At 63.1% G+C, this 14,213-nt stretch carries 12 protein-coding genes; 2 read left to right on the plus strand and 10 right to left on the minus strand.

The window, feature by feature from the left end; translation table 11 throughout:
- Positions 1 to 142: 142 nt before the first annotated feature.
- From OX459_RS18910 to OX459_RS18940, 7 genes are all read right to left on the minus strand, one after another.
- A complete protein-coding gene (locus OX459_RS18910; RefSeq protein ID WP_289906173.1) occupies positions 143 to 2,266 on the minus strand; it encodes a sodium-translocating pyrophosphatase in 2,124 nt (707 codons plus the stop codon).
- Positions 2,267 to 2,446: 180 nt separating this feature from the next.
- Complete coding sequence (gene adk, locus OX459_RS18915; RefSeq protein ID WP_077400901.1) at positions 2,447 to 3,103, minus strand: adenylate kinase; 657 nt, start codon at positions 3,101 to 3,103, stop codon at positions 2,447 to 2,449.
- Positions 3,104 to 3,347: 244 nt separating this feature from the next.
- Positions 3,348 to 4,103, minus strand: a complete 756-nt coding sequence (kdsB, locus tag OX459_RS18920) for a 3-deoxy-manno-octulosonate cytidylyltransferase (RefSeq protein WP_289906174.1) — start codon at positions 4,101 to 4,103, stop codon at positions 3,348 to 3,350.
- A 2-nt stretch (positions 4,104 to 4,105) separates the two neighbouring features.
- Positions 4,106 to 4,282: a Trm112 family protein gene (locus OX459_RS18925; RefSeq protein ID WP_010395789.1), complete on the minus strand. Its 177-nt coding sequence runs from the start codon at positions 4,280 to 4,282 to the stop codon at positions 4,106 to 4,108.
- A complete protein-coding gene (lpxK, locus tag OX459_RS18930) occupies positions 4,263 to 5,318 on the minus strand; it encodes a tetraacyldisaccharide 4'-kinase (protein WP_289906175.1) in 1,056 nt (351 codons plus the stop codon). Before lpxK ends, OX459_RS18925 begins: the two co-directional genes overlap by 20 nt.
- A 74-nt stretch (positions 5,319 to 5,392) precedes the next feature.
- Positions 5,393 to 5,833 (minus strand): biopolymer transporter ExbD, encoded by a 441-nt coding sequence (locus OX459_RS18935; protein WP_035825768.1) that lies wholly within the window; start codon positions 5,831 to 5,833, stop codon positions 5,393 to 5,395.
- A complete protein-coding gene (locus tag OX459_RS18940) occupies positions 5,830 to 6,432 on the minus strand; it encodes a MotA/TolQ/ExbB proton channel family protein (protein ID WP_289906176.1) in 603 nt (200 codons plus the stop codon). The genes OX459_RS18935 and OX459_RS18940 overlap by 4 nt, the downstream gene beginning before the upstream one ends.
- A gap of 869 nt (positions 6,433 to 7,301) precedes the next feature.
- Here OX459_RS18940 and OX459_RS18945 point away from each other — a divergent pair.
- Together OX459_RS18945 and xseA are read left to right on the plus strand one after the other, a co-directional pair.
- Complete coding sequence (locus tag OX459_RS18945) at positions 7,302 to 7,445, plus strand: hypothetical protein (RefSeq protein ID WP_289906177.1); 144 nt, start codon at positions 7,302 to 7,304, stop codon at positions 7,443 to 7,445.
- A 316-nt stretch (positions 7,446 to 7,761) separates the two neighbouring features.
- Positions 7,762 to 9,123, plus strand: coding sequence for an exodeoxyribonuclease VII large subunit (xseA, locus tag OX459_RS18950; protein WP_289906423.1), 1,362 nt, complete (start codon positions 7,762 to 7,764; stop codon positions 9,121 to 9,123).
- Positions 9,124 to 9,216: 93 nt separating this feature from the next.
- On the opposite strand, the gene OX459_RS18955 is transcribed toward xseA, so the two are convergent.
- The 3 genes from OX459_RS18955 to OX459_RS18965 form a co-directional block, all read right to left on the minus strand.
- A complete protein-coding gene (locus OX459_RS18955) occupies positions 9,217 to 11,679 on the minus strand; it encodes a TonB-dependent receptor (RefSeq protein ID WP_289906178.1) in 2,463 nt (820 codons plus the stop codon).
- Positions 11,680 to 11,786: 107 nt separating this feature from the next.
- Positions 11,787 to 12,827 carry a sn-glycerol-3-phosphate ABC transporter ATP-binding protein UgpC gene (gene ugpC / locus OX459_RS18960; RefSeq protein WP_289906179.1) on the minus strand — a complete coding sequence of 347 codons (1,041 nt, stop codon included), beginning with the start codon at positions 12,825 to 12,827 and terminating at the stop codon, positions 11,787 to 11,789.
- A 1-nt stretch (position 12,828) separates the two neighbouring features.
- Complete coding sequence (locus OX459_RS18965) at positions 12,829 to 14,202, minus strand: GH1 family beta-glucosidase (protein ID WP_289906180.1); 1,374 nt, start codon at positions 14,200 to 14,202, stop codon at positions 12,829 to 12,831.
- Positions 14,203 to 14,213 lie beyond the last annotated feature (11 nt).

Genomic DNA, 14,213 nt, shown 5'->3' on the forward strand with positions numbered 1-14,213 from the left:
ACAGAGAGCCAGCACAAGCAAAGGCGCCGTAACAATTGCTCACCTTTGATACGCCGAGGATATGGACGGCAGGAAAGTTTCATTTACGCAAAATACAAACAGCCCCGCGGCGCTGGCCACGGGGCTGCAGGGATGGCGCAGTTTATTGCGCGGGCAAGCTTTGCACGGGTGTCGCCGGCGCCAGGATGGGCGGCGCGGGCGCGTGGATGGGCACCGGCGCCTTGACGGCCAGCCAGCCCGTGGCCGGCAGCAGCGGCACCAGCAGCAGGGCCACGATATTGATGATCTTGATCAAGGGGTTCACTGCCGGACCGGCCGTATCCTTGTACGGGTCGCCCACCGTGTCGCCCGTGACGGCCGCCTTGTGCGCGTCCGAACCCTTGCCGCCGAAATGGCCATCCTCGATGTATTTCTTCGCATTGTCCCAGGCGCCGCCGCCCGTGGTCATGGAAATGGCCACGAACAGGCCCGTGACGATCGTCCCCATCAGCAAGCCACCGAGCGCCGCAGGCCCCAGCAGCATGCCCACGACGATGGGCACCACCACGGGCAGCAGCGACGGCACGATCATTTCGCGGATGGCCGACGCCGTCAGCATGTCCACGGCCTTGTCGTATTCTGGCCGCGCCGTGCCTTCCATGATGCCCTTGATGTCGCGGAACTGGCGCCGCACCTCCACCACCACGGCGCCGGCCGCACGGCCCACGGCTTCCATCGCCATGGCGCCGAACAGATACGGTATCAAGCCGCCGATGAACAGGCCGACGATGACCATGGGGTTCGACAAATCGAAGGTGATGTGCTGGCCCACGGATTCGAGCGCATGCGTGTAGTCGGCGAACAGCACCAGCGCAGCCAGCCCGGCCGAGCCGATGGCGTAGCCCTTGGTGACGGCCTTGGTCGTATTGCCGACGGCATCCAAAGGATCGGTGATGGCGCGCACGGAGTCGGGCAAGCCCGACATTTCCGCGATGCCGCCCGCGTTATCCGTGATGGGGCCATACGCGTCAAGGGCGACGATGATGCCCGCCATCGACAGCATGGATGTCGCCGCGATGGCGATGCCGTACAGGCCCGCCAATTGATACGAAACGAGGATGGCGACGCAGACGGCCAGCACCGGATACGCCGTGGACTTCATCGACACGCCCAGGCCGGCGATGATATTCGTGCCGTGGCCCGTCGTCGACGCTTCGGCGATGTGGCGCACGGGCTTGAAATCCGTGCCCGTGTAGTACTCGGTGATGTACACCATCAGGCCCGTGAGGACGATGCCGACGACGGTGGCGCCCAGCATCTTGTAGCGCATGGCGTCGTCGGGCCACAGCAGCCACGTGACCACGGCAAAACCGACCAGCGACAGGCCGGCCGCCCACCACAGGCCCGTGTACAGGGCCGACATGATCTTCTTGCCGGGGGCCGTCTTCACCATCGAGCAGCCGACGATGGACGCGAGGATGGAGACGGCGCCCAGCAGCAGCGGGTAGATGATGGCCGTGCTGCTGGCCTCTGCCATCAGCAGTGCGCCCAGCAGCATGGTGGCGATCAGGGTCACGACATAGGTTTCGAACAGGTCGGCCGCCATGCCGGCGCAGTCGCCCACGTTGTCGCCCACGTTGTCGGCGATGACGGCCGGGTTGCGCGGATCGTCCTCGGGGATGCCCGCCTCGACCTTGCCCACCAGGTCCGCGCCCACGTCGGCGCCCTTGGTAAAGATGCCGCCGCCGAGGCGCGCGAAGATGGAAATGAGCGAGGCGCCGAAGGCCAGGCCGATCAGGGGCTTGATCAGGTCATGCTGCGTGAGGCCGGGCGCGCCCGTCGTCGCCAGCAGCCAGTAGAACAGGGTCACGCCCAGCAGGCCCAGTCCCACCACCAGCATGCCGGTGATCGCCCCGCCCTTGAAGGCCACGTTCAGCGCCTGGTTAATACCCAGGGTGGCCGCCTGCGCCGTGCGCACATTGGCCCGCACGGAGACATTCATGCCGATGAAGCCGCAGGCGCCCGACAGCACGGCGCCGATCAAGAAGCCCAGCGCCGTGTGCAGGCCAAGCAGCGCATAGATGGCGATCAATAACACCACGCCGACGATGGCGATGGTGCGGTACTGGCGCGCCAGGTAGGCGGCCGCGCCCTGCTGGATGGCCAGGGCGATTTCCTGCATGCGCGCGTTGCCGGGATCCTGCCTCAGGATCCAGCTGCGCGACACCAAACCGTAAATGACTGCGACCACGCCGCAGGCTACCGCAAACCACAAGCTGGCTGCCATATCGTCCCCTTCTGTTTTTATCCGACGTCATTGCCAACAGCTGCAGACCGCACCGGGTAGGCACGCGCAGCCAGGAAAACACGACCTGCAAAAAACCTGAACTACGAAAACGATGCGGCACCGCTGTTGAAAAGCGGGCACAAAAAAAGCGGACACTCAGGTCCGCTTTTCATAAACTGCTTATTCCGCCAGGGCGGCAAATGCGCTGTCGCGGATTTGCTCGACCGGACCGACGCCGGCGATGCGGCGGTATTTCGGTGCGCCTGGCAGGCCGGACTTGGCCCAATCATTGTAGTAGCCCAACAAGACCTTGGTCTGGTTGTGGTACACGTCCAGGCGCTTCTTGACCGTTTCCGCCTTGTCGTCGTCGCGCTGGATCAGCGGTTCGCCGGTGATATCGTCGACGCCGTCGACCTTGGGCGGGTTGAATTTGACGTGATACACGCGGCCCGAACCCGGGTGGCTGCGGCGGCCGTCCATGCGCTCGATGATCGAAGCGTCAGGCACGTCGATTTCCAGCACGTAGTCGACATTGATGCCGGCGTCTTTCATGGCGTCCGCCTGCGCGATGGTGCGCGGGAAGCCGTCGAACAGATAGCCATTGGCGCAATCGGCTTCCTGCAGGCGATTCTTGACCAGGCCGATCATGATGTCGTCCGACACGAGGCCGCCCGCATCCATGACTTTTTTCGCGGCCAGGCCCAGTTCGGAGCCTTCCTTGATCGCCGCGCGCAGCATGTCGCCCGTGGAGATTTGTGGAATGTTGTATTTTTCTTTGATGAAATTAGCTTGGGTGCCCTTGCCGGCACCGGGTGCTCCTAAAAGTATCAGACGCATTGAAAAGTTCCTAAAAAACAGATTTTGGATGGTGGTATGTGTAATTTTTTTTAGATGGTGTTGCTAAGGCTATCTTTCCCTACGAAACTTACCACAAAAAATCCCCGGAACGCCAGTTTGCTATCGAATTGCTATGCCCTGATTGATCAAAGCCAGCAATTCGCGCGGCGCACGTTTCAAAATGTGGTTTTTACTGCAGGCGCACAAAATTATATTTGCACGCCTGCCGTTTTGCGGGTAGCGCTTACAGGGCGCCGTAGTGGGCTTGCACCCTGGCAAGATCTTCCGGCGTGTCGACACCGGCGGCCGGGGCGCTATCGGTCACGTGGACGGCGATGGCAACACCGTGCCACAGCACGCGCAACTGCTCCAGCGCTTCGATGGCTTCCAGCGGCGAGGCAGACAATTGCGGATATTCTTGCAAAAACGCATTGCTGTACGCATACAGGCCGATATGCCGCAGGGGCACGTAGCCTGCCGGCAAGCTGTCTTTCGACTGCGCGAAGCCGTCGCGGTGCCAGGGAATCGTGGCGCGCGAGAAATACAAGGCGCGGCCGTTCTTGTCCAGCACGACCTTGACCACGTTCGGATTGAACGCGTCGGCCACATCATGCAGCGGATGGGCGCAGGTAGCCATGGGGACGGCGGCGCTGATCTGCGCCGCGCAGGCGGCCAGCAGGGCCGGATCGATCAAGGGTTCGTCGCCCTGCAGATTGACGACGACGGCGTCCAGTGGCAGCCCGAGCGTGCGCGCCACTTCGGCGATGCGGTCCGTGCCCGACGGATGGTCGCTGCGCGTCATGCACACTTCCACGCCATGCTCGGCGCAGGCTTCGCGGATGCTGTCATGGTCGGTGGCGACGATGACGCGCGCAGCGCCCGAGAGCAGCGCCTGCTCGGCCACGCGCACCACCATGGGTTTGCCGCCCAGGTCAGCCAGCGGCTTGCCCGGCAGGCGCGTCGAGGCCAGGCGGGCCGGGATGATGACGATGAACGCCATCGTTATTCCACTGCGTCTTGCAGGGTGCGCGCTTCGTCCGCCCACATGATGGGGATGCCATCGCGGATAGGATAGGCCAGACGGTCGGCGCGGCAAATCAGTTCCTGCGCCTTCTTATCGTGTTCAAGCGGACCCTTGCAAACAGGGCAGACCAGGATATCAAGCAGTCGAGCGTCCACGACATTTCTCCACAATTTGTTGGGCCAGCGCGCTATCGATACGCGCACTGACGGGGACGACCCACAGTCTCGGGTCATCTTTGAGATGTTCAATTTGCGCACATTTTACTGCATCCTTCTCGGTGATCAAGATCACATCCGTGTCGAGGGCGGCAAATGGCTGGTCGAGGAAGTCGTGATGGTCGGGCAGGGGCAGTTCCGTGAAGTCCAGTCCGGCCCCGCGCAGCATGGCAAAGAAGCGCCCGGGATTGCCGATGCCGGCCGCCGCCACGAGGCGCCGGCCGCTGGCCGCCAGGTCTGCAAGGGCCATGCTTTCGCCGCGGTTCAGCAGGCGCTCGGCCACGCCGCCGGCCAGCCGCATCTGCACCACCAGCCCACCTCGCGGCGCGACCTGGTCCACCAGTGCCGGCGCCAGCTCGGGCGCATTAATCACCGTCACGTCGCGCCGGCGGCGCGGCGATTCGCGCAGCGGGCCAGCCGGCAGCAGCCAGCCATTGCCTGCGCCGCGGCCGTCGAACAGCACGATTTCCACGTCGCGCCGCAGGGCGTAATGCTGCAAGCCGTCGTCCGTCACCAGCACGTCAACCTCCGGGTGCGCGGCCAGCAGCGCCCTGCCCGCTTGCGCGCGGTCGCGCCCCACCACCACGGGGCAGCCGCCGCGCTGGAAGATCAGCAGCGGCTCGTCGCCCACCTGTTGCGGCGTGGAGGCGGCGCTGACGGCGCGCGGCAAGCGGTCGGCGCTGCCATGGCCGCGCGAAATGACGCCCGGGCGCATGCCCGCGTCGCGCAAGGCTTGCACCAGCCAGATCGTCAACGGCGTCTTGCCCGTGCCGCCGATGAAAATGTTGCCGACGACAACGACGGGCACGGGCAGGCGCGCCGATTTCAGGAGGTTGGCCCGGTACAGGCCGCGCCTGACGCTGCTCAAGGCGCCGAACAGCAGCGACACGGGCCACAGCGCGCACGCCAGCGGCCCGCGCGTCAGCCAGGCGCGGGTGAGAGTGGATTCAAGCTTGAGGGGGGAGGAAGTGGGCATGCGGTGAAGGGTAAAGGGCTGGGGTCTGACCCGGCGGGTCAGTCCCCAATTTTGTTGCCGGTAACGGTCGAAACTTACTTGCCGCCCGCCTGCGCCGCAAACGTCAGCTTTTCATAACCGGCCAGTCGCGCCGCTTCCATGACGTGGATGACCATCTGGTGCATGGCGAACTGGTCGGCGTTGACCACCACGACGGGCGTCTGCGCCGGCGCCTTGCCGCCATTGGCCGCCTTGGCCGCATCCTGCAAGGCGTCAGCCAGGCCGGCCACGTCGCGAAACGAGACGGGTTCGCGGTTGACCGTGTAGTTACCCTTGGCATCGATGGTGACGTCGAGCTGCTGCGGCTTGTCCTTCGCTTGCTCGGCATCGGCCGTCGGCAAGGTGATCTGCAGCTCCGTGAACTTGCTGTAGGTGGTGCTGACCATGAGGAAGATCAGGATCACCAGCAACACGTCGATGAACGGAATCAGGTTGATTTCGGGGTCTTCACGCCCCTTGCCTTTGCGGAAGTTCATTTGCGGCCACTGTGGACGATGTCGACGAATTTGACCGCTTGTTGCTCCATGTCAATAACGAAGCTGTCGACGAGGGCGCGGAAGTGGCGGTAGAAAATCAGGGCCGGCATGGCGATGGCCAGGCCAAATGCCGTGTTATACAAGGCGACGGAAATACCGTGCGACAGCGCCGCGTTCGACGCGGTGGCGCCGGGCGAGGCAAAAATCTCGATCATGCCGATCACCGTGCCGAACAGCCCCATCAGCGGCGCCAGGGTGGCGATGGTGCCCAGGGTCGTCAGGAAACGTTCCAGCGTGTGGGCCACGCCGCTGCCCGCCTCTTCGATCGATTCCTTCATCACCTCGCGCGGCGCGTCGACGTTGCGCAGGGCGGCGGCCAGTACCACGCCCAGCGGCGAGTTGCCTTCCAGCTTGGCCACCGTGTCCGGCGTGATCTTGCCGCTGCGATACACCTGCACCACTTCATCAAACAGCTTGCGGGGCAGTATCTTGACGCGGCGCAAATACAACAGGCGCTCGATGATCAGGGCCAGGGCAACGATGGAAGCGATCAACAACAGCCAGATGGGCCAGCCAGCGGCTTGAAATATAGCGAGCAAAAGAAACTCCTGATAGAGGAAAGGCGATGAACCGCCCGAACAGCCTGTATTGTACCGAGCGCCGAAGACCGATTGTACGTCCGCGCGGGAATGGCGCAATGTAGCGCGTTGCCGCGCCGGCGGCAAGTGGCGCCCGCATGGCACTTGTCCACACGGTGCGGCGGGCGGGCGCCAAGCGCACCCAGTTTTGCACACTTTGTGTGGATAAGATTGTGAGCAAGCATGAAGTCCAGCATGCAAGCCGTTGATTTACAAGCGAATTATTATACTGCGCAAAATACAGGCATAGCAGCTTATCGACAGGAGTCAATGTCATAAAATTAAGAGTTCAAGAGTTCTGCACATTTACTGTGGACAAGATTGTGCGCAAAGCCGAGGAATTCAATTAAACCATTGATTTTAAAGGAAATTAAATCAATGAGTAAAAAAGTGGCAGCTGGCGCGAAATCGATGCCAGAGAGACCGTCAAAGTTCTGCACACAATCTGTGGACAAGATTGTGTGCAAGCGCAAGGATACGCGCTAAGTACTTTGATTTATATCGTTTTTATTGCCATGCATAAAAATGTGGCAAGCGCTGAAAAGCGGGCTTTTATCGGTCCGATTGCGCTTCGAAACGGCAGTTTTCCACCGCGCAGGCAGTTTCGCACATAAAGTGTGGATAAGATTGTGAGCAAGCGGATTGACTCCATTCAAGGTCATTGATTTTAAAGGAGTTTTTTTCAATGCTGAAAAATGAGGCAGCGCAACGGCCTGGCCGCGCGGTGGAAAAGCAAGCGAAAAAGCGAAATGATTTATGCAGTTTTGCACATATTCTGTGGATAAGATTGTGAGCAAGGCCTACGATGTGATGCTACACCATTGATTTATATGGCTATTTTTATGCTGCGCAAAATTCAAGCAAGCCATGCCATGGGCATTCCGGTGGATAAATCCGGCGCCGGGCCAGAGTTCTGCACATTTTTTGTGGATAAGATTGTGCGCAAGGCCATGCATGGCATACTAAGCGCTTGATTCCTATGCTCTTTATTTCCGTGCGCAAAAATGTAGCAAGGCATTTTTATCGGTCAATGCCGGCTTGCCGGGCCATGTTTGTCCAAGGCAAAAAGTTCCGCACACTTTCTGTGGATAACTTTGTGCGTAAGTGGCGGGGGCTATACTGATGTGCTTGATATTAAAGGTTTTTTTCCCTGTGCACGCAAATCAGGCATATGGGAATTCATCATGAAATCAAATACTTAGAAATAGAACTTGTTGTTTTGCACGATATATGACATAAGCATGACCTCGCCGATAATATGTGGACAGTTCCCTCACCTCCCCCAGCTTGATGATGACCGACACCCCGACTGACAGCGGCTTTGCCGCCCCGCCCGTGCTGACCGTCAGCGCCCTGAACCAGGCCGTTGCGCGCCTGCTCGAGCGCTCGTTTCCCCTGACCTGGATCGCCGGCGAGATTTCCAACTTCACGCGCGCCGCTTCCGGCCACTGGTATTTCACCCTGAAGGACGATGGCGCCCAGGTGCGCGCCGTGATGTTCCGCGGCCGCGCCCAGTTTGCCGGCTTCACGCCGCGCGAAGGCGACAAGGTCGAAGTGCGCGCCCTCGTCACCCTGTACGGCGCGCGCGGCGATTACCAGATCAACGTGGAAGCCATCCGCCGCGCCGGCGTGGGCGCCCTGTATGAAGCGTTCCAGCGCCTGAAGGAAAAGCTGGCCGCGCAGGGCCTGTTCGACCAGGAACGCAAGCGCGCCATCCCCATGTTCGCGCGCAGCATCGGCATCGTCACCAGCCCGCAGGCGGCCGCCCTGCGCGACGTCTTGATCGCGCTCAAGCGCCGCGCGCCGCACGTCAACATCATCCTCTACCCCACGCCAGTGCAGGGCCAGCAGGCGCCGGAAAAGATCGCGCACGCCATCCGCACGGCATCAACAAGGGCCGAGTGCGACGTGCTGCTGGTGTGCCGCGGCGGCGGCAGCATCGAGGATTTGTGGTCGTTCAACGATGAAGCCGTGGCATACGCGATCGCCGATTGCTCCATGCCCGTGATCAGCGGCGTGGGCCACGAGACGGATTTCACCATCGCCGACTTCGCGGCCGACCTGCGCGCGGCCACGCCGACGGCGGCGGCCGAACTGGCGGCCACGCCGCGCGCCGACTGGATGGCGTCCCTGCGCGCCGATGCGGCGGACCTGCGCCGCGCCATGCGCCGCAGCCTCGACGATGCGGCGCAGACCCTGGACCGCCACAGCCGCCGCCTGCTCAACCCGAAGGCGCAGCTGCAGCAGCAGCGCCTGCAGTTGCTGGCCCTGTCGACGGCCATGACGCATGCGGCACGCGCGCCCGTGACCCAGTCGCAGTACGCGCTGGAGCGCCTGCGTGCGCGCTGGACGGCCTTGCGGCCCGACGTCACGGCGCCGCGCGCGCGCCTGGTGGAAATGCAGCGGCGCGGCGGCGCGGCCATGGCGCAGCAACTGACGCAGCGGCGCCACCGCCTCGACGGCCTGGCGGCGCAGCTGGAACTGCTCAATCCCCAGCGCACCCTGGAACGGGGCTACGCCATCCTGCGCGATGAAAAAGGCGCGATCGTGCGCTCGCCGGCGCAGCTGCAGGCGCGCCAGAACGTCAACGTGCGCCTGGCCGAAGGCAGCGCGCAGATCGGCATCGCCAGCGTGCAAGCGAGTTTGGAATAAACGCTGGAACAAAAAAGGCCGGGGAAGAACCCCGGCCCAACACCTTCCCTACTGAGTGGACTGCTACTGCAACTGCTCTTTCACCCTACGCCATCAGAACTTCATCGACACGCGCGCGCCAAAGGTGCGCGGCGCGTTGTAGAAGGCGCCGTAGATCTGCTGCGTGGGCTGGCATGGCATGCCTACGTCCGTGCAGATTTCATTGACGTCCAGCTTGACGGCCTTGTCGGTGGCATTCTGCACGAACGCTTCCACCGTGTAGGCCTTGTTCGCCGGCTGGAAGCGCAGGCTCAGGTCCAGCGTCGTATACGCTTCCTGGCGCTTGACGCCGGCATGGCCCGGCACGTCGCCGTTGAACGCGCCCGCACCGACATACGACATGGTTTCGTAGTGCACCGAGGCGCGCGGCGTGAGCTGGCCGCCGGCGACATTGAAATCATGCTCGTACTGGACGGTCGTGGAAAACTTCGGCGCATGCTTCATGGTGCTGCCGCCCACGTTCACCAATGGCGCCGTCGAACCGCAGGACTGCCCATTCGCGCGCGCCGCATCGACGTCGCACGACATGAAGTCGTCATACACGGCTTTGAGCCAGGTGGCGTTGCCCGTCAGGCGGTCGACCTTCGTTGGCCGCCAGACCCATTCCGCTTCCAGGCCCTTGACGGTGGCACCGGCCGCATTGAAGTTGGCCAGCACGCTGTTGACCACCTGCGACTCGAGCTTGTCCTTGTACTTCATCAAAAACGCGTCGAGGTTCAGGGTCAGTTCGCGGTTCAGCAAGTCCGACTTGAAGCCGATTTCATAGCTGGTCAGCTTTTCCGGCTTGGTGGTGGCGCCGCCGTCGCCGATGGCCGGCGAGTGGAAGCCCGTCGTCACGGAGCCGAACAGCAAAATATCCGGGCGCAGCTTGTACTCGATGCGGCCCAGCCAGGTGGCCTGGCCGTATTTCAGGTCGGCCGTGTTGTCGCCCGGCGTATTGCCGCAGCTGGCGGCCGTGATGGCGCCGCCGGGGCCGATATTGTGCGTGTTGGCCAGGCCCGTGCCGGGCGTGACCAGCTGGCGCAGCTGGTCGGCAGTAAGGACCGTGGTGCCCAGCGGCGTGTTGGCGGGCCAGTTCGGACAAGCCCAGTTCTTGCCGCCGATATCGAATTTATGGTCTTTCGTGTAGCGCGCGCCGGCCGTCAGCTTGATCTGATCCGTCACCTGCTGGCTGACCTGGCCGAATACGGCTTTCGATTTGAGCTGGCGGTCGCCCTGGATGAAGGACATGGCCGAGGCATACTGGCCCACGGTGGGCTGCACGAAGATCACGGCGCCGTTGGCGATATCCTGCTGCACGGCCGCCTGCGAAATCTGGCTGCGGTCGATATCGAAGCGCACCTTGTTCTTTTCATTGAACAGGAACAGGCCCGCCACCCACTGGAACGGCGCATCGTCGTCCGAGCGCGCCTGCAGCTCGTGCGAATAGCTGTCGAACTGCGCCCAGTCGGTACGGTTTTCCGACTTGAAGCCGGGGAACAGGCCCGCATCGGCATCATTGCTGTTCTGGCGCTTGTAGCGGCTCCAGCTGCCCAGGTAAGTAAAGTCGAGCGCATCGGTCGGCTTGTAATTGAGCTTGCCCTTGTAGGTCAGGATCGACTGATCCAGGGTGCCCGGCGTGTCGATCAGGGCCGAGCGCAGCTTCTCGCCCGCTTTCGGTTCGGCCGCCAGGTAGACGTTGCCGGCGCCCTGGTCGAGGAAGTAGTCGGCGATGAACGTGCCGCGCAACTGCGGCGTGAACTTCCACAGCAGGGAGGCGCGCACGCCCATCTGGTCGCCGGCGCCATACTTGGCCGTGCCCGGCATGACGTTCGAGCCGCGACGGAAGTCCACCGTGCCGTCATGGCTATCCTTGATGGCGGCGATGCGCAGCGCCACGTCGTCCGAAAACGGGATATTGATCATGCCCTGCGTCTGCAGATGGCGCTTGTCACCCACGGTGATGCCGGCCGAGCCCATGAACTTGGCCGTGCTCGGCGCAGCCGACACGAGGTTGACGGCGCCGGCCGTCGAATTGCGGCCGTTCAGGGTGCCCTGCGGTCCGCGCGCCACCTCCACGTGGCTCAAGTCATACATCAGCGCCGTGGCGCCCTGCGGACGCGGCGAATACACGCCGTCGACATAGAAGGCGACGGCCGGGTCGCCCAGCTCCGTGTGATTGGCCGAGCCGACGCCGCGCATGTAGACGTGCACGCCGCCCGAGTCGCCATGCTGCTCGACGACAAGGCTGGGCACCATGGTGGCCAGCGACGCCAGGTCCTTGACCTGGTTGTTTTGCAGGGTGTCCTGGTTGAAGGCGGTGACGGCCAGCGGCGTCTCCTGCACGAAGGTATTGCGGCGCGTGGCCGTGACGACGATGCGGTCCATCTGCTCGGCGGCCGGTTTTGCCGCGTCGGTGGCTGCCGCGGTGCTGGCCGCTTCCTGTGCCATGGCGGCGCCGCTGCCCAGCAAAATGAACTGGGCGAAGGTCGCATGCGCCAGGCTGAGGGCGATGGTATTGCGTTTGAGCTGTTGCATTGTGGTTGTCTCCTGTACCGCTGGTTGAATGATGATCACATAGCTCTTTGGCTACTGCTGCACATTTTTTGGGTGTCAATCTGAAGTCATGTCGCCTCCGTGCGGGGTCAATGGGTAGCCACGGCGCGCCCGGCCGTGTCGAATAGAAAGGCATGGCCTTCTTCCGGCGCGAAGCCGATGGCGCTGCCCTGCGCCAGCGCATGGCGCGCCTCGCCATGCAGCTTGATGGCCACCGTATGGGCGCTGGCGTCCAGCGTGGCGTGGATGATTTGCGCATCGCCCAGCTGCTCGATCAGGGTGACCGTGGCGCCGTAGCCTTCATTGCGCGGCACCAGCCGCAGGTGTTCGGGGCGTATGCCGACCAGCATGCCCGCCTCGCCACCGAGCTGGCTGGCCAGCGCGGGAACGGCGGCGCACGGCAAAAAATTCATGCGCAGCGCGCCGATGAAGCCGGCCACGAACTGGCTGGCCGGGTGGCGGTACAGCTCCAGGGGCGCGCCCACCTGCTCCAGGTGGCCGCCGTGGAAGACGGCGACCCTGTCGCCGAGGGTCATGGCTTCAACCTGGTCATGCGTGACATAGATCATGGTGGTGCCCAGTTCCTGGTGCAGCTTGGCCAGCTCGATGCGCGTCTGCACGCGCAGCGAGGCATCGAGGTTCGACAGCGGCTCGTCGAACAGGAACACCTTGGGCTGGCGCACGATGGAGCGGCCGATGGCCACGCGCTGGCGCTCGCCGCCCGATAGCGCCTTGGGTTTGCGGTCGAGCAGGTGCGTGATCTGCAAGATCTCGGCCACCTTGCCGACTGCCGCGCGCACCTCCGCTTCCGGCCTGCCCGCCAGTTTCAGGGCAAAACCCATGTTGTCGCGCGCCGTCATGTGCGGATACAGGGCGTAGCTCTGGAAGACCATGGCGATGCCCCGTTCTGCCGGCGCCACGTCGTTGGCCAGCAAGTCGCCGATGCGCAGCTGGCCCGCGCTGATGTCTTCCAGTCCCGCGATCATGCGCAACAGGGTCGACTTGCCGCAGCCGGACGGTCCGACGAAGACCATGAATTCGCCGTCGTGGATATCGAGGTCCAGACCCTTGACGATTTCCGGGCCGTCGCCGTAGGTCTTGCGGATGCCGCGCAGGGAGATGGCGGCCATGTCAGTGCTCCCCTGCCAGGGCCGGTGCGTCGGCATGCGCGGCGCGCTGGGCGGCGATGAAGTCGCGGTACCACAGGGCGCTGTCCTTGAAGCTGCGCTGCTGCGTGGCGTAATCGACGTACAGCATGCCGAAGCGCTTGGCGTAGCCCGAATTCCACTCGAAGTTGTCCATCAAACTCCAGTAGAAATAGCCGCGCACGTCGATGCCCTGCGCGATCACGGCGCGCAAGGCATCCAGGTGCAGCTGCACGTATTCGATGCGCGCCTCGTCGTGGATCTTGCCGCCGACGGGCTTGTCGGCGACGGCCATGCCGTTTTCCGTGATGTAGACGGGCGGCAGCCGGTATTCGCGGTGCAGGCCCACGAGCAGTTCCGTCAAGCCTTGCGGATAGGTTTCCCAGCCCATGTCGTTAACGCCAAGCTTGCATTCGGGCTTGCGCGGCGGCGTCTCGGCGCTCATGAAAGCGCGTGTGTAGTAGTTCACGCCAAGAAAATCGATAGGCTGCTTGATATCTATGAAATCGTTTTCAAAGATGGACAAAGCGGAAGCGTCGGCGTGTTTCAGGGCCAGGGCCGGGTAGCGGCCCTTGAAGATGGCGTCCATATACCACTGCACCGAGCGCGCATATTCCAGTTCGGCCAGCTCGCGGTCCTGAGCGCTGTCGGTGGCCGGCGTGGCCGTCCACTGATTGAGCACGATGCCCAGTTTCGCGGGCGGATTGACGGCGCGCATGGCTTGCATGGCCAAGCCGTGCGACAGCAGCAGATGGTGCGACACTTGCACGGCGGCGGCCGGATCGGCCATGCCGGGCGCGAACTGGCCCGTGCCGTGGCCCAGCACGGCCGTACACCACGGTTCGTTGTGGGTGGCGATGCTGGCGACCTTGTGGCCGAAGCGGCGCGCCACCTCGGCCGCATAGGCGGCGAAGTGGTAGCAGGTGGCGCGATTGAGCCAGCCGCCCTCGTCCTGCAGCGCTTGCGGCAAGTCCCAGTGATACAGGGTCAGGTGGACGTCGAGGCCCTTGGCGGCCAGGGCGTCGAGCAGGCGCGCGTAAAAAGCGAAACCGGCCTCGTTCCAGGCGCCGGAACCTGTGGGCTGCACGCGCGACCAGGACATGGAAAAGCGGTAGGCGTTCACGCCCAGGTTGGCGATCAGCTCCACGTCCTCGGCATAGCGGTGATAGTGGTCGCAGGCCACGTCGCCATTGCTGCCGTCGATGATCTTGCCATCCGTGTGGCTGAAGGTATCCCAGATGGATGGGCCGCGGCCATCGATGGCGGCGGCGCCCTCGATCTGGTAGGCGCTGGTGGCCACGCCCCAGGTGAAAGTGGCGGGAAAGTTGATATCAATGTCGTCGTTATGCATGGTGGTCATGTCAGTGTGAG

This window comes from Janthinobacterium sp. SUN026 (genome assembly GCF_030397625.1).
Lineage (GTDB): Bacteria > Pseudomonadota > Gammaproteobacteria > Burkholderiales > Burkholderiaceae_D > Janthinobacterium > Janthinobacterium kumbetense.

Bases quoted from the DNA above. Each gene is read 5' to 3' on its own strand.
- OX459_RS18910 (WP_289906173.1), bottom strand. From the start codon at position 2,266: ATGGCAGCCAGCTTGTGGTTTGCGGTAGCCTGCGGCGTGGTCGCAGTC.
- adk (WP_077400901.1), bottom strand. From the start codon at position 3,103: ATGCGTCTGATACTTTTAGGAGCACCCGGTGCCGGCAAGGGCACCCAA.
- kdsB (WP_289906174.1), bottom strand. From the start codon at position 4,103: ATGGCGTTCATCGTCATCATCCCGGCCCGCCTGGCCTCGACGCGCCTG.
- lpxK (WP_289906175.1), bottom strand. From the start codon at position 5,318: ATGCCCACTTCCTCCCCCCTCAAGCTTGAATCCACTCTCACCCGCGCC.
- OX459_RS18935 (WP_035825768.1), bottom strand. From the start codon at position 5,833: ATGAACTTCCGCAAAGGCAAGGGGCGTGAAGACCCCGAAATCAACCTG.
- OX459_RS18945 (WP_289906177.1), top strand. From the start codon at position 7,302: ATGGCTATTTTTATGCTGCGCAAAATTCAAGCAAGCCATGCCATGGGC.
- xseA (WP_289906423.1), top strand. From the start codon at position 7,762: ATGATGACCGACACCCCGACTGACAGCGGCTTTGCCGCCCCGCCCGTG.
- OX459_RS18955 (WP_289906178.1), bottom strand. From the start codon at position 11,679: ATGCAACAGCTCAAACGCAATACCATCGCCCTCAGCCTGGCGCATGCG.
- ugpC (WP_289906179.1), bottom strand. From the start codon at position 12,827: ATGGCCGCCATCTCCCTGCGCGGCATCCGCAAGACCTACGGCGACGGC.
- OX459_RS18965 (WP_289906180.1), bottom strand. From the start codon at position 14,202: ATGACCACCATGCATAACGACGACATTGATATCAACTTTCCCGCCACT.